This window comes from Rhodococcus sp. H-CA8f (genome assembly GCF_002501585.1).
GTDB lineage: Bacteria > Actinomycetota > Actinomycetes > Mycobacteriales > Mycobacteriaceae > Rhodococcus_F > Rhodococcus_F erythropolis.
Genome location: NZ_CP023720.1, coordinates 1,039,452 through 1,060,077 on the forward strand (window position 1 = coordinate 1,039,452; position 20,626 = coordinate 1,060,077).

Sequence of the window (20,626 nt, forward strand, 5' to 3'; positions counted from 1 at the left end):
TTGAAAGTAGACACAGCGCCGGAATGCGAAGATGGTGGCACTGTTTTGTAGGCAATTTGCATAGTTGAACGACGAGTGGAGCAGACGTGAATCTCGACGCAGTGGATCTGGCTCTGTTGGACGCGATGAACAAGCACCCGAGAGCCGGTGCGTTGGAGCTTTCGCGTCAGGTCAAGGTTGCGCGGGCGACAGTGCAGGCGAGATTGAAAAGGATGGAAGATGCGGGCGTCATCGCCGGATACGCGCCGCACATCAATTTGGCTGCAGCGGGTTTCGGAGTACAAGCATTCGTGACTTTGCAGATCGCCCAGGGGGCGCTCGACACCGTCACCGCGGAACTCGAGGCAATCCCCGGTGTGCTCGAAGCCTTTGCCACCACCGGCTCCGGCGACGTGCTGTGCCGGATTGCCGCTGCGTCGCACGAGGATTTGCAAGCGACGCTGCTCGAACTGAATCGGTCGGGGATAGCCACCCGGTCGACCAGCGTCATGGTTCTCTCGGTTGTGGTGCCGCTCCGGTCGATGCCCCTACTGCAGACTCTGCAATCGGAGCAGACGACCAAGGCCCCGGCGTACCGACGAGGCGGTCAGTCTCGCTGACGACCCGGAGCCCAGAATCCCAGAACGATCGCGGATACCCACATGATCGCGGCGAGCGTGAGTGCTCCTTGATCCATGCCTTTGATGAAGGCTTCACGGGCGAATTCGGCCAACTGGGCACCCTGCGGCCCGGCTGCTTCGGCGACATGGAGAGCGGCGGCCAGAGAACCGGATACCGGTTCCTTGGCGGGTTCGGGCAGCAAGTCGACCGCGGGCTGGACGTGATTGCCGTAGCCGGCGGCGAGGATACTTCCCGCCAGTGCAACGCCGATGGCAGAGCCGATCTCACGGGTTGCGTCGTTGACTGCTGAGGCAACACCCTGTTTGGAGTCTGGTGCGTTGGAGACGATCGCAGCAGTGGCGGGGGTTGTCGACAAGCCCAATCCGATAGCGGCTACTACCAAGGGGACACAGACTTCGGCGTAGGTCGAACTGGCGTCCAAGCGCGTCAAGAGTGCAATTCCGGTTCCGAGGAAGGCAACACCGGTGGCGGTGAGAGCGCGAAGGCCGATACGCGGAATCAGTAGGGGAGCAACCACGGACAGCGCCATCACCGGCACAGCGATCGGCATGAGGGCGAGCGCCGATTGCAGGGGGGAGTAGTCGAGCACCAGTTGGAGATACTGCACGATCAGGAAGAACAAGCCGAAAGTCGCCAGGAATTGCAGGGTCAGTGACGCTGCGCCGCTGCCGAATGCGCGATTGGCGAACAGTCTCACGTCCAGAAGTGGATGGCGAGTACGTAATTCGACCCAGCTGAATACCGCGCCCATGGCAATTCCGCCGACCAGCAACGCGAGAACTACCGGATCGAGCCAACCACGGGCCGGCGCCTCGATCATCCCCAGGACGAACAGTCCGATCGAGCCGGCGATCAGCGCTGTACCAGGTAGATCGAGTGGAGTTGCCTCCGTGTCCTTCGACGTCACGATCGTGAACGACACCACGAGGATGAGGACCGAGACGACGGCCAGGCTGACGAAAATCGAATGCCAGGACCATTTTTCGAGGAGTAGCCCGGAGACGACGAGTCCGGCGATTGCACCGGACCCTGCGACGCCGGACCAGACTCCGACGGCACGGGCACGCTGCGCCGGCGGGAAACCTGCAGTGAGTAGAGACAGCGTCGCCGGCATGACAAATGCGGCGCCGACGCCGGAGATCACGCGGGAGACGATGATCCACGACGGTTCGTCCGCGAAGACCGGAATCGACGAGCCGGCAGCAAAAACGAGTAGTCCGAACATGAGCAGTTCTCGTCGACCGTATCGATCGCCGAGTGCGCCCGCCGGCAACAAGAGACAAGCCAGCGTGAGCGTGTACCCGTCCACGATCCACGTGAGCTGGCTCTGTGTTGCACCGGTATCACGGGCCAAGTCGGGAAGGGCCGTGTTGAGAGCGGCCATCGCTGCGACGACCAGCGCGACGGCGCAGCACGCGACCGTCAGCATCCAGATCTGTCGGATGGTCCACGTGGACTGTTCGAGCGTCGTATCGCTACTCACGAAACCTCCCGATAGAAACAAGACCATCAGTATCGTTACAAGAACAGCAGTTCCACAACCCCCAAGTGGGTATAACTGAGGTTGTGACGGCGGGAATCGACAAGCAGGAAATCGACAAGCAGGTCAGCGACGAGGATCCGCGTAAACAGCGTTCCAGGTCCAGGTTGCTCGACGCGGCGACCAAGCTGCTGGCAGAAGGCGGCGTGGACGCGGTGACGATCGATGCCGTCACCAAATTGGCCAACGTCGCACGTGCGACGCTGTATCGGCATTTCGACAGCGGCACGGAGTTACTCGCCGCGGCATTTGCTCGCCTCTTACCGCCGGTGCCCGAGATGTCCGGGGAAGGTGACCTCCGCGCGCAATTGCTCGAGTTGTTGACCAGTCAGGCCAAGGCCATCGAAAGCGCACCGATCCAGGTGACGGCCATGTGCTGGCTCGGCTTGGGGCCGGAGCTGAAGGGCTATTCGAGCGTCGACGCGCTGTCGACGGACAAGCCCGAATTGCGATCGTTGCGCCAGACGGTCTTCGAGCAGTACCGTCACGCGTTCGATCGGATCCTGCGCTCGCCGGATGCGATCGAAGCGTTGGGGGAGTACGACTACGACGTCGCACTTGCTCAGTTGGTCGGACCTTTGGTGCTCACCAAGCTGGCCACGCTGACGCCTCTCGGGGAGGCCGCGTGTGAGCAGATCGTGGACGATTTTCTGGCTGCACGCGGAGTGTCGAGCTGACAGCTCACGGCTCCAGATTGCGTCGTAGCACGTACTGCTCGAGGCGGTCGATGCCGCGCACTCGTCGTGGACGAAGGTGTCGCAGTTTGAAATTGGCGTCCGAGCCGAGCTGGGTGGCCAGCTCGGAGTCGATCAGCACGGTGCCGGGGCGAGCAGAGCTGGTCAGGCGCGCGGCCTTGTTGACCACCGAACCGTAGAGATCTCCGAAGCGAACCAACGTCGGACCCATGGCCAGACCTACCCGAAGCTGTGGATCGTCGTGATCGGCGAGGACCGCCTGCTGGATCTGCAAGGCGATCTCGGCGGCGTGGTGGGGGCTCTCGGCGGCAAACATGACCTCGTCACCGACGGTCTTGACCACCCAGCCGTAGTTGCGTCCGATGATTTCGGTGGACGCGGACTCGAACCGCTCGAGCAGATCGTTGAGTTCGGCGGAGTCGAGGCCGCGGGTCAGCGAGGTGTACCCGACGATATCGGCGAAACCCACGACCAGAACGCGACTCGCGACTTCTTCGCCCGGGTTTCCCACGTTGCGGCCCGTCGACGACGCGACGTGACGCTTCCATACGTACGTCTGCAGAGATTCGACAGCAGGAATGATCTCGGCGCCGAGGCTCAGGACGACATTTCTGATGGCGTCGGGTTCGTGATCCACCGAGTCCGCAAGCTGATCGATGATGTGTGTGCTGATCAGCGATACCTGCCACTCCGCCAACCTCGACATCGACTGTCCGAGAGAACGGGCGGCTGCCACCTCACTGTTCTGCGAGATGACTCCTCGATTGACCATGTCGGTGATGGTCTTGAGGGCGTCGGCGTCTTGCTGCGTGAACATGACCGCGTCGGGATCCTCGTCGACGGCAAAGCCCATCGCCACCCACAGACGATCGGCGCGCTCGCGTGTCGCCCCGGCGAAATCCGCGATCTGCGACTGTGTGAAGCAGCGCGGTCCGCCGAGGAGGGACTCCTCGATGTCGGCTTGAATCCGGCTGAGCAGATGAGCATCGACGTCGATCGGCTCAGCAGCGTGAGATTCAGCAGCGTTAGATTCAGCAGGGGCGGGTTCGGTGACCTCGTCGATCCACTCTGACTCCGAACTGCTCACCGTGCTCCTTCTTGCCGCAACGAATTTCTGTCCACCATCTTCCACGCGGTGCCCCGAGAACAGTACTGAATTGGCCGAACCGCCTACGGATCCTCGGGCCCAGGCGGGCGGTGAGAGTCAACACGTCGGTGGCTTGTGCAAGAGTTGCCCCGAGAAAAGCACTGTCGATACTGAAATGCACGAGATACTTCTGAAAGGACCTGCGCATGCCACCCCGTAGACGTTCCGGCGCTGCCGCATCAACGCCGGATCACCTCACTGCGGACAATCTGGCAGCGCTCGCCACGGCTGTCGCCGAAGGCAAGCGCGCCACCGTCTATCTGCGCGAGGCGACTCCCAGCCTGGGGATCGAAGCCGGTACCTCGGCGAAAGTCGTGTCGGTGGACGGCAACACCGTGATGATTCGCCCCAAGGGCGTGAACGACGAATTGCCTTTCGAGGCAGAGGAATTGCGCATCAACCGCGTCTCCGCGGCACCGGCCAAACCGGCGCCACGGCCCAAACCAGTTGTGGAGTCCGAGCCCCTGATGGAGCCACTCGTAGAGCCTGTTCGACCGAAGCCGCGTGCGCAGCCTGCACCCGCTCCGGTACCGACTACCACTGCTGCCCCTGCCGCGACACCTCGTCCGGCCGTCAAGCGTGCGAAGAAACTGCCGGCCGGCATCAGCGTCACCATCCATGCGGGCGCGGACAACGACTGGAGCGTGACGGTCACACAGGGCGCCAAGCGTCCGGGCAAAGCAGTTCCGGTCGCACCCGATGCGGTCGAGCGAGCTGTCCGCGAGTTGGGTGAGCCCACCGCAATCGAAGCTGTCGAGTCCATCATCGTCGCTGCACGGGACATGGCTGCAGCGCGAGTCGACGAGTTGAGTCGTCAGCTCGAGGAGGCACGCAAGATGCTCGAAGCGCTCGGAGCTACCGACTAGAAACGCTGCGTAGGTCCGCACTTTCCGGGGTATGCGTTTTTTGCAGCGGGGAGATTACCGGCGGAGAGATTGTGATGTTGCAGCGAATTGTTTCGGCTCTGGCAGCGTTGGTCTTGGCACTCGGACTCGGGTTCATCGTCAGCAGCAACGCGGTTGCTGCACCCACGCCCATGGGTGGTGGTTCGGGCATCATCATCGACAATCAGCTGGTCTGCACGTTGACCACTATCGGGCACGACAACGGCGGCAGACTCGTGGGTATCACCGCAGGTCACTGCGGTGGTCCTGGATCGTTCGTGATCCCGGAAAGCAACGAGGACGCAGGCGTGGTCGGCACGTTCGTCGAGTCGAACCCGGACCTGGACTACGGGGTCATCCAGTTCGATCCGGGCAAGGTCACACCAGTTCGAACGGTGGGCGCGGCAACCATCACCTCGATCGGCGCTCCGGCCAGCTTCCCGGCTACAGCCTGCAAGGAAGGCCGTACGACGGGCACCACCTGCGGCGTCGTCTGGGGAGACCTGAGCGCCGACGCATCCACCTGGACTCAGATCTGCGTCGACCACGGTGATTCGGGAGCCCCGGTCACGGTCGGCACGACGCTGGTCGCGATGGTCAACGCCTACCTCTGGGTGCCGTGCCTGGGGCCGGAACTCGGCACCAACATGACCTCCATCGTGGACACGATCAATGCCCACGGAGGCGTCGGCGCCGGGTACCGGCCCATCTAGCTGCGAGCTGGGATCAGCCGCACACTGCTCCACCCGAGGCTGATCCCACGAGCTTGGAGTACTTGGCCAACACACCACGTGTGTAGCGAGGCGGCAACGGCTCCCAGCCCTTCTTGCGGGCTTCCAATTCGGAGTCGTCGACCAACAACTCGAGTTGTCCGGTACCCACGTCGAGCCGGATCTGGTCGCCGTCGCGAACGAACGCGATGGGACCGCCGTCGACGGCCTCGGGCGCAACGTGTCCGACACACAGGCCGGTGGTGCCGCCCGAGAATCGTCCGTCCGTCAGCAGCAGGACGTCCTTGCCGAGACCCGCACCCTTGATCGCGCCCGTGATGGCCAGCATCTCACGCATTCCGGGACCGCCCTTCGGGCCCTCGTAGCGGATGACAACGACGTCGCCACCAGTGATGGTCCCGTCTTCGAGCGCGTCCATTGCGGCACGTTCACGTTCGAAAACCCGTGCAGTGCCGACGAATACATCAGACTCGAATCCTGCCGACTTGACCACCGCGCCGCCGGGCGCAAGTGACCCCTTCAGGATCGTGATGCCTCCGGTCGGGTGAATCGGCTTGTTCATCGCCCGCAGGACCTTGCCGTCCGGATCGGGCGGGGTGATGTGCGCCAGGTTCTCCGCAACAGTCTTGCCGGTGACGGTCAGGCAATCTCCGTGCATGAGTCCCGCGTCGAGCAATGCCTTCATGATGACGGGGACGCCGCCGATACGGTCGACGTCCGTCATGACGTGCTTTCCGAAGGGCTTGACGTCGGCGAGGTGCGGGACCTTCGCGCCGACGCGAGCGAAATCGTCGAGCGTCAGCGGGACGTACGCTTCGTGCGCGATCGCGAGGAGATGGAGCACCGCATTGGTGGATCCGCCGAACGCCATGACCACCGCGATGGCGTTCTCGAACGCTTCCTTGGTGAGGATGTCCCTGGCGGTGATGCCCCGACGAAGGAGTTCGACAACGGCTTTGCCGCTCTCGCGGGCGAATCCGTCGCGGCGACGGTCCGGCGCGGGCGGTGAAGCGCTGCCGGGCAGCGACATTCCCATGGCCTCGGCGGCGCTGGCCATCGTGTTTGCGGTGTACATGCCGCCGCACGCGCCTTCGCCCGGGCAGATCGCCCGTTCGATGGTGTCGACGTCGGCGCGGCTCATCAGTCCGCGCGAGCAGGCGCCCACAGCCTCGAACGCGTCGATGACGGTGACTTCCCGCTCGCTGCCGTCGGAAAGTTTGGCGACGCCGGGGAGGGTGGAACCGGCGTAGAGGAACACGCTGGCGAGGTCGAGGCGGGCCGCCGCCATCATCATGCCGGGCAACGACTTGTCGCAGCCGGCGAGAAGAACCGATCCGTCGAGGCGCTCGGCCTGCATGACGGTCTCGACGCTGTCCGCGATCACTTCACGGGAGACGAGGGAGAAGTGCATGCCCTCGTGACCCATCGAAATGCCGTCAGAAACGGAGATGGTGCCGAATTCGAGGGGGAATCCACCGGCCTCCCGGACACCTTCCTTGACGGCCTTGGCCAGGCGATCGAGGGACAGGTTGCACGGTGTGATCTCGTTCCAGGACGAGGCGACGCCGATCTGCGACTTGACCCAGTCGTCGTCACCCATTCCTACTGCACGCAACATGCCGCGCGCTGCGGTCTTTTCGAGTCCGTCGGTGACGTCACGACTTCTGGGCTTGATGTCGGGTTCGGTCATTTTCCAAGCATAGGCGTCAGCGGGATGTCTTTCCGGCAGACGAGCGACTCGAGTTGCCAACAGACGTCGTCCGTCGTGAATAGACTCGTCGCATCGCAGTTGGGGCTGAGTGTGCAGGTGATTGACGTACAGGGGGATTCAGGTGGAGTCGGAACTGATTTCAGCTTTCGGGTTTGCAGTTCTGGCGGCCGTCTTGACCGGTAGTGGTGTCTTCCTGGTTGTTCTGACGGTTCTGCACGAGATTGCCCGGTGGAAGGGCCGCTTCGTATCGGTGTGGGTGACTTTCTTTGCCGCACTGCTGATACTGCCTGTGCTGTTCGGTGCGTTGATCGCCGGCTATTCCGCGTTCTCCGAGATCGACGGGTCCGAGGCTCTGATTCCGCCGGCGTTCTGGATCCTGATCGCGGCCGGGGGTGCACTCGGCGGTTACATCGGAGTCAAGGTCGGTGTGGTTCGAGGCTCGGCCCTCGACTACCGGTTGTGATCGGGATCGACTCGGTCAAACTTTCAGAGAATCGCAGGCGAAGCCTGGGTGAACATCCCGAAGCTCTCTTGAACGGCCGTTCAGGTGCGGGTTCACTCCTAGCGTGCACACGAATGCCTTCGATCGAATATCCAGACGTGGCCTACTGCAGGGATCGGCGGCTCTCGCCGGCGCAGTAGGTCTCGGTGTCGCTTCGGCGAGCCACGCCGGTGCCGAGGTTCCGGGTGGCAGCCCGGGATTCGCGCACGGCGTGGCATCCGGTGACCCGTTGCCGGATGCCGTGATCATCTGGACCCGCATCACCCCGACGGCAGACGCAACGCCAGGTTCGGGCGTCGGGGCGGCGGTGACGCTCAACTGGCAGGTCGCGACCGATGAGGGGTTCGCGAGCGTTGTGGCGTCGGGAAGTGTTGCTGCTTCGGCAGAATCCGATCACACCGCGAAGGTCGACGTCACCGGACTCGATTCGTCGACGACGTACTGGTACCGATTCACTGCGGGTTCGGCTGTTTCTCCGGTGGGACGCACCCGCACGGCTCCGTCGAACTCGGCAGATCTCGATCGTCTCCGCTTCGGCGTCGTGTCCTGCTCCAACTGGGAAGCAGGATATTTCGGTGCTTATCGCCACCTCGCATTCCGCGAAGACCTCGACGCGATCATTCATCTCGGTGACTACATCTACGAGTACGGGCAGGGGGAGTACGGCGCGCGGAACGGATCCGTTCGCCTTCACGAGCCGGCCCACGAGATCATTTCGCTGGCCGACTACCGAATTCGGCACGCGCAGTACAAGACCGACCCGGATCTGGCTGCTCTTCACCTGAAACTCCCGTTCATCACTACGTGGGACGATCACGAATCGGCCGACAACGCGTACCGGGACGGCGCCGAAAACCACACTCCCGGTGTCGAAGGCGATTGGGCAGATCGAAAGGCGAACTCGGCCAAGGCGTATTTCGAGTGGATGCCCGTCCGCCCGTCGGGTAGTGGTTCGAGCGTTCAGCTGTATCGACGGTTCCGCTTCGGGAATCTGGCCGAGATCTCGATGCTCGACCTGCGTACCTACCGCGACGAGCAGCCGACAATGAAGCAGGTCGACGATCCGTCACGCACCATTACCGGACGCGCACAGATGGATTGGTTGACCAGCGGAATCGTCACCTCCCCGACGCAGTGGAAGATCGTCGGCAATCCGGTCATGATCACACCGTGCGTGTTCCCGCCGCTGGAGCCGGCGACCACCGCGGCGTTGACCGAACTGGTGGGAGTGCCGCAGGCCGGTGTCCCGTACAACACGGATCAGTGGGACGGGTACACCGCCGACCGCACTAGGCTTTTCGACGCGATCACCTCGAACGGTGTGGACAACACCGTCTTCATCACGGGTGACATCCACACGTCGTGGGCTTGCGACCTACCGACCAATGCCGCGAACTACCCAGGCGGGCCGACTGTCGGCGCCGAGTTCGTCGTCCCGTCGGTGACGTCGCCCAACATCGACGACATGCTGAAAGTGCCGCCGCGCACGGTAACCGTTGCGGCAGAAGAAGCATTCAAGGCCGTGAACCGGCACGTGCGGTACGTCGAACTGGATTCGCACGGCTACGGCGTATTCGAAATCGCCCGCGAAGGTACTCAGATGGATTGGTACTACGTCGATGATCTGACCAATCCGCAGAGCAATGCGCACTACGCCGTGAGCTACCGTCTTCCGGCAGGCGCGGGCAGTAGAGTCTCACCCACCTCGGCCGCCCTCGATCAGGCCTCGTACCGACCAGGAGTCGACCAGTGAGTATCGAAGTTTCGCGTCGTAGCGTTCTGATCGGTGGAAGTGTTGTCGCCGGAACGGCATTGCTCGGAACGCCCGCTCGCGCGAGCGTTCCCACCAGCGCAGGCATCCCAGACCTGGACGTGCATGTCATCGTCGTCGACGGCATGCGTCCGGACGAGTTGCGATCGGAGCTCACCCCGACGCTGACCGGGCTTGCGGCCGGCGGTATTCACTACCCGGACGCCAGTGCCATCACGATCGCGGAGACGCTGCCGAATCACACGGCGATGATGACGGGAGTGCTGCCGGCGCGTTCGGGAGTACCCGCCAACTCCGTCTACGATCCGTCCATCGACAAGAAGCGTGACCTCGATCGGCCTTCCGACCTGCAGGCATCGACGGTTCTGGATCGGGTGCGCGCCGAACTCGGATTGACCACTGCGAGTGTGCTGTCGAAGCGCTACCTTCACGGGTTGTTCGGTGACCGCGCCTCACTGGTGTGGGATCCCCAGCCGCTCGTTCCCGGCACGGAGCACGCGCCGGACAACTTCACGATCGACGCCTTGATCCGTATCGTCGGCGGGAACTCGCCGCGGCTCTCGTTCACCAACCTCGGTGACGTCGATCGGGTTGGGCACCTGGATCTGTCCGGTCCGTCCATCCGGATCGCTCGCACGGCCGCACTTCAGAACACCGACAACCAGGTTCGCCGCTTCGTCGACTTCCTTCATGACACGGGTCGCTGGAATCGGAGCATTCTGATCGTGTTGGCCGACCACTCCATGGACTGGTCGGAGCCCGCGCGGCTCATCGGACTCGATCGACCGCTGAACGCGGACCCGTTGCTGGCAGGCAAGATTCGAATCGCCCAGAACGGTGGCGCAGACCTGATCTACTTCGTCGGACCCGATGGCGAACGGGCGGAAGCCGTCAGCCGGATTCAGCAGATCGTGGATGGTGTGGACGGCGTCGAATCCAGCCACCTCCCCACCGAATTCGATCTCGGCACCAATGCCGGTGACGTCGTTGCGTTTTGCGCTCAGGGCTGGCGGTTCAGTGATCCGACTCCACTGTCCAACCCGATTCCCGGCAACCACGGCCATTTCGTGACACTGCCCATCCCGTTCTTCCTCAGCGGCGGGCATCCCGCTCTCGACGGTGGACGGAAGATCGACACGCAGGCTCGCACGATCGACGTCGCGCCGACGGTTGCGGCTCTGCTCGGCCTCGGTGCACCTGCCGGCGGCTGGGACGGCGTCGCCCGCACGACGGGCGTGACGCTGAACGTCTAACGAGGATCGCGGCCGGTCAGGGCAATCAGCTTGTCCTGCAACGACGCATCGTCAGGAAGATCGACGGGAGCGGAGAACAGGCCGCTCTCGGCGAGCATGTCGCGCTGCCCGTCGAGGTCGGACCAGACGGCCTCGACGAGGTCTGGATCGAGTCGCTCGTCTGCTCCGACCGCTCGCGCGAGATCCCAGGTGTGGATCGTGACGTCCGAGGTCTGCTGGCGCAGATAGGGTTCCACCTTCACTGTGCCGTACGAGAGGTGAACGTGGGCACTGAGGTCCGTCGATTTCCACGCTTTGATGGCGGCATCGGAGTACTTCTGCCATTCGGTCCACAGGTCGTCCCCGACGGGAACGATGTCCGGTGTCGCCTCGCCGACCGTCAGTCCGGCCAGGAGCGGCGGTACCCACTGCTGCTCCTCGATGACGTGGCGGACGAGGTGTTCGACGTGCCAGTCGGAGTCGGGCGTGGGTGCGTTCCAGTCCTCGACTGCGGCGAGTCGTGAACCGAATTCGCGGTGGGCGGTGAGCACGAGTTCGAGCCAATCGAATGCCATCACTCGAGGGTAACCCGATCAGCCTGACGTTAATCGGTGCGTGAGGCTTCGATTCGGTGAAGACTGTCGAGGTTGTCGCTTAGTCGAATCGAGGAGTTTTCATGACCGTCCCCACCGTCACTCTGGCCGAAGGTCTCACTGTCAGCGCCCAGGGATACGGCGCGATGTCCGTTGCCCCTGTCTACGGCCCGGTGGATCCGGCCGAGGCGCTTGCCACATTGCACCATGCGGTGGACATCGGGATCACGTTCATCGACACCGCCAACGTGTACGGCGAGGGCTCGAGCGAGCGTGCGGTGGGAGAGCTTCTCAAAGACCGCCGGGACGAAGTGCAGTTGGCGACGAAGTTCGGTCTGGTCGGCAACATCGCCAACGGTCAGCGCGGGATCAACGGAGACCCGGCCTACGTACCGCAGGCACTCGACGAGTCTCTGGGACGACTCGGCGTCGATCATGTCGACCTCTACTACTTGCACCGGGTCGACCCGAACGTTCCGATCGAAGACACCGTCGGCGCGATCGCAGAGCAGGTGAAGGCGGGCAAGGTCCGCAACATCGGCCTGTCCGAGGCGACCGGCGATGAACTGCGTCGTGCGTACGGGGTGCATCCGATCGCGGCGATCCAGTCGGAATGGAGCATCTGGAGTCGGGACGTCGAGAACAAGGTAGTACCCACCGCCGCGGAACTCGGAGTCGGATTCGTGCCCTTCTCACCTGTGGGCCGAGGCTTCCTGGCGGGATCGTTCGATGCGGAGACGCTCGGTGACAACGACCTGCGCCGACGCTTCCCACGCTTCTCGGACTCCGCGCTCCCTGCTAATCAGAAGGTTCTCGACGTGGTCCGCGCCGTCGGTGAGGAGCTCGGCGCGACGCCTGCACAGGTTTCCCTGGCATGGCTCGATGCCAAGGGCCGTCAGTACGGGTTGCCTTCCGTTTCGATTCCCGGCACGCGGTTCGCTGCACGAGTCACGGAAAACGCCGGAGCGTTGGACATCGTTCTGAGCGAAGACCAGATCGCTCGCCTCGACTCCCTCGCCGCGATTACCGAAGGCTTCCGTTCGGCTGATTTGAATTGGGTCTCTCAGGGCCGCGAATAATCATGTCCTGAGCCTTGCGAAAGACAGGAGTAACATACAGACCCGATGAAAAAAGTGTGGTTGGTCTGGGGTGTCGGTGTTTTTGCCTACGTGATCGCCGTGCTTCACCGCACTTCGTTCGGTGTCTCGGGTCTGTCTGCTGCTGATCGGTTCTCGATCTCGCCCAGCGTTCTGTCGAGCTTCGTCGTGCTGCAGATCGTTGTGTACGCCGGTATGCAGATTCCGGCAGGAGTTCTCCTCGACCGCTACGGTTCGCGGATCATGATCGCAGTCGGTGCGTTCATCATGATGTCCGCGCAGTTGGCTCTCGCCTTCACCGAATCGCTGCCCGTCGCGATCGGTGCACGTATTGCCGTCGGTGCCGGGGATGCACTCACCTTCATCTCGGTGTTGCGGTTGGTACCGCAGTGGTTCCCGCCCCGGCAGGTGCCGTTGGTCTCGCAGTTCACGGGCATCCTCGGTCAGCTGGGCCAGGTGATGTCTGCGCTTCCGTTCATGTTGCTGTTGTCCGGACCGGGCTGGACTTTTGCCTACGGCAGCGCTGCCGCTGTCGGACTGTTGGCGTTTGCACTGGCGTTGAGTGTCATCCGCGACGCGCCGCCCGGTGCCGACGTGGTCGCCGTGCCGGCCGGCGCCAAGGAGATCGGGCGACAGATCAAGACGGTGTGGATGCGGCCCGGCACCCGCCTCGGGTTCTTCAGCCACATGGGGACTCAGTTCTCGATCACGACGTTCGCGCTGCTGTGGGGTGTGCCGTACCTGAAATCGGCTCAAGGCCTCGACTCCACGACGGTCGGCTCGCTGCTGACGCTGTCGGTCATCTCGGCAATCGTGGCGGGCCCGATCCTCGGCATTCTCACCGGTCGCTATCCCATGCGTCGATCGTGGTTGGTTCTCACCATCATGGTCGCCAGCGCGCTCATGTGGACGATCGTGCTTTCGCGTAGTGAACCGTCTCCGCTCTGGTTGTTGACGATCCTGGTGGTCGTCATCTCGGTGGGTGGACCGGGTTCGGTGATCGGCTTCGACTACGCGCGTACGTCCAATCCGAGTTCGGCGATGGGCACCGCACAGGGCATGGTCAACATCGGTGGATTCCTCGCTTCCCTCATCGTGATTCAAGTGATGGGCGTAATCCTCGGACACATGGGTGGGTACACGTTCGACGGATTCCGCGTCGCCTGGATGGTGCAATATCCGGTCTGGGTTCTCGGTATCGTCGGTGTGCTCGTCACTCGAGGCAAAGCCCGGCGAGCCCTCGCGGCAGAAGGCGTACACGTACGGCCGATTCGCGAAGTCATTCGTCGCAACAAATAACTCGATCGCATCGGGTAATTCATCCCCTGCGGGTGAGGTTCCCAAGCGTCCGAGCCACCAGGCTTGATGGATGAACGACGCAATGAACATCGGACCGGTCGAGCTCGTGGTGCTGGCATTCCCAGGTTCCACTGTGGATCCTGAAGCCGTCGCCGCGCTGCAAAACGTGGTGGAACGAGGTTTTGTCACCCTGCTCGACCTCGTGTACATCGCCAAGGACGCCGACGGACAGGTGTCACAGATCGACGTCGACGAAGATCTCACAGAGATCGGACTGGCGATTCTGTCCATCGAAGCCAAGGCATTGATCAGTGACGAGGATCTGGACGTGGTCCGTGAGTCACTCGAACCAGGAACGTCCGCCGCAGTCATCGTCTACGAGCAGACGTGGGCGCGTGAGCTCGCGTCGACGGTTCGCGGCGGCGGCGGCGATGTAGTCCTTCACGTTCAGGTACCGCGCGAGGTAGTCGTCGCAGCGGTCGAAGCAGCATTTCAGTAGCGACAATTACCCAAGGAGTTCGGCATGGTTTTTCGAGGTGGACGCAGAGGGCGGCCGGGGTTGCTCGGCACGGTGGCGCGCACTGCGGTAGTGGCTGGAACCGCAAAAGCGACGTCCAACGCCATGGATCGACGGAGTCAACGGAAGGCCAGCGAGCAGCAGCAGGAATACCAGCAGGAGTACCAGCAGCAACAGCCGCCGCCGCAGGTCGCACCCGTGCAGTCCGTTCCCCCTTCTGGCGCGGACGATCTGGTCTCCAAGCTGCAGGAGCTGGGTCAGCTTCATCAGACCGGCGTGTTGACCGACGCGGAGTTCGCCGCGGCAAAGTCGCAGTTGCTGAGCTAGTGCCCGCTGGTTCTTGAAGCCTTGAACGGGTTTACCACACTGGACAATTGAGCATGAAAGGCTGATCTATGATCGACCCACGCGCAGCATCGGCCGCAATCGAAGCGGCGAACTCCCGAGTCACCGAGACCCTGCCGTTCTCCGACAAGACCGATTTCACCGATGCCGAGCGCGGGTTCATCGGCGCGCTCGATCCCGGCGTGGTAACCGGACCCGACGGAAAAGTGCTGTGGGACAACGACTCGTACTCATTCCTGGATGAAGAGTGCCCGCCGACCGTCAATCCGAGCTTGTGGCGTCAATCGAGGTTGGTGGCCAAGCAAGGGCTATTTGCGGTGACGGATTCGATCTATCAGATACGCGGCCTCGATCTGTCGAATATGACCCTTATCGAGGGGGAGAGCGGGATCATCGTCATCGATCCACTGATTTCTCGGGAAACCGCGGCCGCTGGTCTCGCGTTGTATCGGGCGCATCGTGGTGATCGACCGGTTGTCGCGGTGATCTACACGCATTCGCATATCGACCATTTCGGTGGGGTCAAGGGGGTGACCACCGAAGACGACGTCGCTGCCGGGCGATGCGTGATCTATGCCCCAACCGGATTCGTGGAGCATGCCGTCGAGGAAAACGTCTATGCGGGAACGGCAATGGCTCGACGCGCGGCATACATGTACGGGGCGGCATTGCCTCGCGGTCCTCGAGGTGGTGTCGGTGCAGGGTTGGGCCAGACCACCTCCACCGGTACGCCGACGCTGATTTCACCGACGGTGTCGATCTCGAAGACTGGTCATACGGAGACGATCGACGGCGTTCGGATCGAGTTCCAGATGACCCCAGGCACCGAGGCGCCGTCCGAGATGAACTTCTACTTCCCGGACTTTCGCGCACTGTGCATGGCGGAGAACGCAACTCATAATCTGCACAACCTGCTCACACTTCGTGGAGCGTTGGTGCGAGATCCGCATGTGTGGTCGGCGTACCTGACCGAATCGATCAATCGCTACGCCTCACGATCCGATGTCGTGTTTGCATCCCACCATTGGCCGACGTGGGGGACCGAACGGCTCACCGAGTTCATGTCATTGCAGCGCGATCTCTACGGGTACCTTCACGATCAGACACTTCGTCGAATCAATCAGGGGTGGACCGGTCTAGAGATCGCCGAATCCATCGAACTGCCAGCCGCCTTGGCGCAGGCGTGGCACACACACGGGTACTACGGTTCCGTCAGTCACAACGTCAAAGCCATCTACCAGCGCTACATGGGATGGTTCGACGGCAACCCAGCGCACCTGTGGGAGCATCCACCCGTCGAATCGGCCAAGCGTCACGTGGAGTACATGGGCGGATCGGCAGAGGTGCTCCGAAAAGCTCGGGAATCGTACGAGAGCGGAGACTTTCGGTGGGTCGCGCAGGTGGTGAACTACGTCATCTTTGCTGAACCGGACAACGCGGAGGCCAAGACCCTGCAGGCCGATACCTTCGAGCAACTCGGGTACGGCGCCGAGAACGGCACCTGGCGAAACTTCTACCTCACGGGTGCATATGAACTGCGCAACGGTTCGGTGGGTACGCCCACAGTTGCTGCAGCTCCTGATATCACCGCAGCGTTGTCGGTGAAGCAGGTGTTCGACGCCGTGTCGCTCCGCGTCGACGGAGTGAGTGCAGCGAATTCCCACATCGTCATCGATTGGAACATCACCGACGAAAACATCGTGCACCGAACGGAACTGAGCAACGGAGTGCTGATCCATTTCGACGTGGAAGGTGGGTCTGCAGATGCTGGGTCTGTGGATGCGACGTTCAGTTTGAGTCGTCTCGGCTTACTCGGTGTGCTGCTCGGTGGTGCGGACCTGGGCGCCGAGATTGCGAATGGCAGTATCACGGTGGCCGGCGACCCGGCGAAGCTCGCAGAACTTGCGGGGCACCTCGACGAGCCTGACCCGAACTTTGCGATAGTCACGCCGACGTAGCAGCGTGTGGCAGTCGAGAGAGGCTGTATTTCAACGAGTCTCGAGTTCTTGGCGCTCGTGAAGTTGTCCGTTTTGTCTCTGGTTATCGAAAGTATGTTCGATTAAACTTTCGGTATGGACAGTCGGGATGCGTGGCAGCTGGATGGTGAGGGCCTCAAGGGTGAGGTTCTGGATCTGGTGCGTGTCCGGCACGAGTTGCAGTCGCGGATGGTGTTGCTGATCGTGGAGATGTTTTCCCGTGACGTTCTCGGTGGGAAGGGTTTTCGGGCGATCGCGCAGTGGTTGCATGGTTCGACGAATTTGGAGATCGGTGAGTGCAGTCTGCTGGTCGGGTTGGCGCGGTTGCTGATGCTCGAACCTGTGGTGGGCGATGCGTTTCACCGGGGTGATGTTGATGCGTTGAAAGCCCGGCAGGTGGCGTCGTTTTGTCAGCATCCACCGAAGAAAATGACGCCGGCGGATGTGGACGAGGCCCGGGGGATTCTGTTTGGCCTGGCGTCGAAGAACATTGCCGATTGTGATGCGGTGCGGGCGGCGATTCGGCGGATCGAGAAGCAGTACGGCACGCGTGAGGACGGTGTTCCGGTCGGCGAGGATTCGGAGCGCAACGAGTTCTACGCCTCGAAAGGCTTGTACGGCAGAGTAACTGTGAAGGGTGATCTGGATGCGGTCAACGGGGCACGGTTGATCACGTTGTTGTCGAGCCTGTCCGCTCCGACGCCGGAGAAGGACGGCGTCAAAGACACGCGCACTCCGGCGCTACGGCGGGCGGACGGGTTTTGCGAGTTGTTGCGCCGGTACGAGCGGGCGGGGTTGGGTCCGATCGAGGGTGGGGTGAAACCGCACATCACCGTGACTGCGTCGGCGAAAGACATGACGGACCTTAAAGTTCTGAAAGACCTCTTGCCGTCCACCGAGGAGTTGGGGTTCGCATGGACGGATTGGGTGGGCCCGATCAGTATCGACACGGCCCGGATGCTGGCGTGCGACTGCACGGATGCTGGCGTGCGACTGCACGGTCACGCGGATTTTGTTGGATGAGAATGGTGTTCCGCTCGACTGCGGCAAGGAAGCGAGAACGGCAACGGTTCCGCAGCGGCGGGCGTTGGCGGTTCGTGATGGTGGGTGTGCGTTTCCGGGGTGTGGGACGCCGTCGGGGTGGTGCGATGCCCATCATATTGTTCACTGGAACGATGGTGGCCCAACAGATCTCGACAATCTGATCTTGTTGTGCGGTCATCACCACCGGACGATGCACCACACGGAGTGGCGGGTGGAGATCGGCCCGGATCGGAAGTCGGTGTTCTATCCACCGATGTCGATCGATCCGTATCAACAGCCGATCGGCGGGAACAGCCCACCGACAGCAGCCTGAAGTGAAACAACTCGAGACGCGAGCACCGGGGCACAACAATGCCCCGGTGCTTGCTCGATCCAGGATTTAGTCAAGACAACGTGATGTCGGCAATCAGGCCGTGGTGATCGGATCCCTCGATCTCGATCCGTTGCAAGGATGTCGCCACGGCGCCTTTGGTGATGATGTGGTCGATACCGACCACCGCCGGATACCACTTGTCGGTCGGGTACGTCGGGATCAGGCCGGAACCCAATTGATCGGCGGCGCTGGTGTATCCGTTGCTGAGGAGATTCCGGAACTGTTTGTTCGAGTACGACGCATTGAAATCGCCGCTGACTATCACATTGTCCATCCCGGCGACTTCGTCCATGTAAGACCCAAGCTTTTGCTGCTCGGCCGCCCACACCGAAGCCGGCGAGATGTATGCCGGTGCCGGATGCACGGCGAACAATGTGACTGGCTGCGCCAAGCCGACATTCAGCACTGCGGACAGCGTTTCGGGTGAGAACCCGTCGAGGCTACGTGGATTGGAGAGAGGAAAGCGACTGTAGATTCCGGCCCCGCCACCGCCGTCGGCGTAGGGGATCAGGAACTGGTGGCTCAGAACCTCTTCAAGCCCGGCGGCTTCGAGCGCTTCGACTTCCTGGTACGTCAACTCCTGGACCGTCACCACGTCGACGTTGCGTTCGCGGACCATCGCCACAAGCGACTCCGGATCCGCTGCACCGACCATCAAGTTGGCCTGCATCAACCGAATCGATGGACCGTTCGCAGACGTCGACTCCCCAGTTCCGCCGATGTACAGCGGGCTCACAGACCATCCGAACAGTGCAAGGACGACAAGGGATGCGGCACATACGATCCACTGACGCCCGATACCCGAGACGACGGCACCGATCAGCGGAGCAATCATCAACAAGGGTGCCACTGACGCCAGAACGATCACGATGTTGTGATCGACGTCCAGCTGAGTTGCGATCAAGGCAACCAAACCCGTCACGATTCCGGCCACACCAACCACGGCCGAAAGGCGGCGAAGAACCAGTCGACGAGGGGTCACGGTATCGGGTTGCATGACATCCATCGAAGCAGAAAGGCGCCGTAGCTCCGGGGAAGCGCAGGTGGAGTCGGTGCGCCCTATTGTTTGCGCCCTACTGTTGCGGATACGGCAGATGGCTGCTGCTGTTCTGACTGACGGAGATCGAGCGGCCGAGTTGGGGGAAGGCGCGTTGAGAGCACGCCGGTCTGTCACAGACTTTGCACCCCGCGCCGATCGGCACGATGGTCGCGGGGTCGTCCGTCTGGATTCCGTGGGAGTAGACCATGCGATCGGCGTAGCCGATGTCGCAACCGAGTCCGACGGCGAAGTTCCGCTCGGGGGCGAGGTACCCGAGCCTGCCGCTGTGGGTAGTGCGCGCCACCCAGAGGTATGTCCGGCCGTCGGGCATCTTCGCGACCTGGGTGAGGATGCGCCCTGGGCTCGCGAACGCCTCGTGGATGACCCACAGCGGGCAACTGCCGCCGACTCTGGAGAAGTGAAAAGCGGTAGCGGACTGTCTCTTCGAGATGTTTCCGGCGCGATCGGTTCTGACGAAGAAGAAGGGAATGCCGCGCTGGCCGTGCCGTTGGAGTGTGGACAGCCGGTGACAAACTGTTTCGAAGCCGACCTCGAATTTGAGGCTGAGCAGATCGATGTCGTACCGCAGCGCCTCGGCCGATTCCAGGAATTGGGTGTACGGGAGTAGCAGTGCGCCGGCGAAGTAGTGCGCGAGTCCGATTCGAGCGAGTGCCGCGGACTCGGCACTCAACGATTCGTCTTCGGCGACAAGGGAATCGATCACGTCGGCTTGGGTGAAGAAGGCCAACTGCATCGCGATCTGGAACGCGCGTTGCCCTGCCGACAGACGACGGGCGAGGGTGAGTACCGACTTGTCCGGATCGTAGAAACGCTTGGGGCCGAGCTTGTCTGGTTCGTCGGTCCGGATCGTCACGGTGACGCCGTGCTGATCGCGAAGTAGTCGTGCCAGTTGCAAATCCACTGCGCCCACGGACAATCCGTTATCCACGAACATCTGCTCGGCAGCGTCGTCCAGAACGGCGATGTGATTCTTTCGGTCGTAGAAGAAGTCCCGAACTTCCTCGTAGGGCATGGGTACGAGCGACACATCAGATGCGGCCTCGCCGGACAGTTGCGTCGAGAACTGGTCCAACTGCTCTGTTGCGGCGTGCAAACGACGGTGCAACATCACGAGGGTGCGTCCGACCGCGGGCATTCGGGCCACCAATTCGTCTACCTCTGCCAGCGATACGTCCCCGGATTCCGAGGTTTCGGCCAAGGCGTGATGAACGTCAGCAACGAGGCGTGCGTCGGAATCGGAGGCGAAGAATTGCACGTCGAGATCGAACTCGGCGTTGAGCTTGAGAAGGACGGGGACCGTCAGCGGTCGTTGATCGTTCTCGAGTTGATTGACATAGCTGGGGGAGAGTTCGAGTGCCTTCGCCAGTGCGGACTGTGACAGGTTTCGTTCTTCCCGCAGTCGTCGCAGCCGCGCTCCCGCGTACATCTTCTTCATCGAATCTCCTCGGTGCCGATCGCGTTCACCCTACCGAGGAGCCATTCGCAACA

General features: G+C 62.2%; 18 protein-coding genes and 1 pseudogene. 13 read left to right on the forward strand and 6 right to left on the reverse strand.

Annotated features, from left to right (window positions below; translation table 11 throughout):
- Positions 1-86 precede the first annotated feature (86 nt).
- Entirely contained in the window at positions 87-599 is a 513-nt protein-coding gene (locus tag CPI83_RS05015; protein WP_003939810.1) for an Lrp/AsnC family transcriptional regulator, read from the forward strand.
- Here CPI83_RS05015 and CPI83_RS05020 read toward each other — a convergent pair.
- Complete coding sequence (locus CPI83_RS05020) at positions 587-2,131, reverse strand: MFS transporter (RefSeq protein WP_097386880.1); 1,545 nt, start codon at positions 2,129-2,131, stop codon at positions 587-589. The genes CPI83_RS05015 and CPI83_RS05020 overlap by 13 nt on opposite strands.
- A gap of 56 nt (positions 2,132-2,187) precedes the next feature.
- Here CPI83_RS05020 and CPI83_RS05025 point away from each other — a divergent pair, with 56 nt between their 5' ends.
- Positions 2,188-2,838 carry a TetR/AcrR family transcriptional regulator gene (locus tag CPI83_RS05025; protein WP_019745284.1) on the forward strand — a complete coding sequence of 217 codons (651 nt, stop codon included), beginning with the start codon at positions 2,188-2,190 and terminating at the stop codon, positions 2,836-2,838.
- A 4-nt stretch (positions 2,839-2,842) separates the two neighbouring features.
- Here CPI83_RS05025 and CPI83_RS05030 read toward each other — a convergent pair whose 3' ends face one another.
- Complete coding sequence (locus CPI83_RS05030) at positions 2,843-3,988, reverse strand: adenylate/guanylate cyclase domain-containing protein (protein ID WP_097386881.1); 1,146 nt, start codon at positions 3,986-3,988, stop codon at positions 2,843-2,845.
- Between the two features lie 161 nt (positions 3,989-4,149).
- Here CPI83_RS05030 and CPI83_RS05035 point away from each other — a divergent pair, with 161 nt between their 5' ends.
- Together CPI83_RS05035 and CPI83_RS05040 are read left to right on the forward strand one after the other, a co-directional pair.
- Positions 4,150-4,869: a DUF6319 family protein gene (locus tag CPI83_RS05035; RefSeq protein WP_003940205.1), complete on the forward strand. Its 720-nt coding sequence runs from the start codon at positions 4,150-4,152 to the stop codon at positions 4,867-4,869.
- Between the two features lie 74 nt (positions 4,870-4,943).
- Entirely contained in the window at positions 4,944-5,600 is a 657-nt protein-coding gene (locus CPI83_RS05040; RefSeq protein WP_007732621.1) for a S1 family peptidase, read from the forward strand.
- Between the two features lie 13 nt (positions 5,601-5,613).
- Here the strand turns inward: CPI83_RS05040 and ilvD are convergent, their stop codons facing one another.
- Complete coding sequence (gene ilvD, locus CPI83_RS05045) at positions 5,614-7,308, reverse strand: dihydroxy-acid dehydratase (RefSeq protein WP_003940201.1); 1,695 nt, start codon at positions 7,306-7,308, stop codon at positions 5,614-5,616.
- Between the two features lie 142 nt (positions 7,309-7,450).
- Between ilvD and CPI83_RS05050 the strand changes: the two genes are divergently transcribed.
- From CPI83_RS05050 to CPI83_RS05060, 3 genes are all read left to right on the forward strand, one after another.
- Entirely contained in the window at positions 7,451-7,792 is a 342-nt protein-coding gene (locus CPI83_RS05050) for a hypothetical protein (protein ID WP_019745280.1), read from the forward strand.
- 103 nt (positions 7,793-7,895) lie between these two features.
- A complete protein-coding gene (locus CPI83_RS05055; protein WP_069145606.1) occupies positions 7,896-9,584 on the forward strand; it encodes an alkaline phosphatase D family protein in 1,689 nt (562 codons plus the stop codon).
- On the forward strand, positions 9,581-10,855 hold the full coding sequence (locus tag CPI83_RS05060) for an alkaline phosphatase family protein (RefSeq protein ID WP_020909119.1): 1,275 nt from the start codon (positions 9,581-9,583) through the stop codon (positions 10,853-10,855). Before CPI83_RS05055 ends, CPI83_RS05060 begins: the two co-directional genes overlap by 4 nt.
- On the opposite strand, the gene CPI83_RS05065 is transcribed toward CPI83_RS05060, so the two are convergent.
- Entirely contained in the window at positions 10,852-11,409 is a 558-nt protein-coding gene (locus tag CPI83_RS05065; RefSeq protein ID WP_020970773.1) for a TIGR03086 family metal-binding protein, read from the reverse strand. The two genes, CPI83_RS05060 and CPI83_RS05065, sit on opposite strands and share 4 nt — an antisense overlap.
- Positions 11,410-11,510: 101 nt before the next feature.
- On the opposite strand from CPI83_RS05065, the gene CPI83_RS05070 reads away from it, so the two are divergent.
- The 6 genes and pseudogenes from CPI83_RS05070 to CPI83_RS05095 all read left to right on the forward strand — a co-directional run bounded on the left by CPI83_RS05070 (position 11,511) and on the right by CPI83_RS05095 (position 18,018).
- A complete protein-coding gene (locus CPI83_RS05070; RefSeq protein ID WP_019745276.1) occupies positions 11,511-12,506 on the forward strand; it encodes an aldo/keto reductase in 996 nt (331 codons plus the stop codon).
- A 45-nt stretch (positions 12,507-12,551) separates the two neighbouring features.
- The gene (locus CPI83_RS05075) at positions 12,552-13,823 is read left to right on the forward strand and encodes an MFS transporter (protein WP_019745275.1); all 1,272 of its coding nucleotides are present in this window, start codon (positions 12,552-12,554) and stop codon (positions 13,821-13,823) included.
- Between the two features lie 70 nt (positions 13,824-13,893).
- Positions 13,894-14,322, forward strand: coding sequence for a DUF6325 family protein (locus CPI83_RS05080; protein ID WP_019745274.1), 429 nt, complete (start codon positions 13,894-13,896; stop codon positions 14,320-14,322).
- Between the two features lie 24 nt (positions 14,323-14,346).
- Complete coding sequence (locus tag CPI83_RS05085) at positions 14,347-14,667, forward strand: SHOCT domain-containing protein (protein ID WP_021332003.1); 321 nt, start codon at positions 14,347-14,349, stop codon at positions 14,665-14,667.
- Between the two features lie 68 nt (positions 14,668-14,735).
- Positions 14,736-16,643, forward strand: a complete 1,908-nt coding sequence (locus CPI83_RS05090; protein ID WP_097386882.1) for an alkyl sulfatase dimerization domain-containing protein — start codon at positions 14,736-14,738, stop codon at positions 16,641-16,643.
- A 114-nt stretch (positions 16,644-16,757) separates the two neighbouring features.
- Positions 16,758-18,018: pseudogene (locus CPI83_RS05095) on the forward strand (DUF222 domain-containing protein).
- A gap of 70 nt (positions 18,019-18,088) precedes the next feature.
- Here CPI83_RS05095 and CPI83_RS05100 read toward each other — a convergent pair.
- Both CPI83_RS05100 and CPI83_RS05105 read right to left on the reverse strand, forming a co-directional pair.
- Complete coding sequence (locus tag CPI83_RS05100) at positions 18,089-19,084, reverse strand: endonuclease/exonuclease/phosphatase family protein (protein WP_097386883.1); 996 nt, start codon at positions 19,082-19,084, stop codon at positions 18,089-18,091.
- 67 nt (positions 19,085-19,151) lie between these two features.
- Positions 19,152-20,573 carry a short-chain fatty acyl-CoA regulator family protein gene (locus CPI83_RS05105; RefSeq protein WP_097386884.1) on the reverse strand — a complete coding sequence of 474 codons (1,422 nt, stop codon included), beginning with the start codon at positions 20,571-20,573 and terminating at the stop codon, positions 19,152-19,154.
- Between the last annotated feature and the right edge of the window lie 53 nt (positions 20,574-20,626).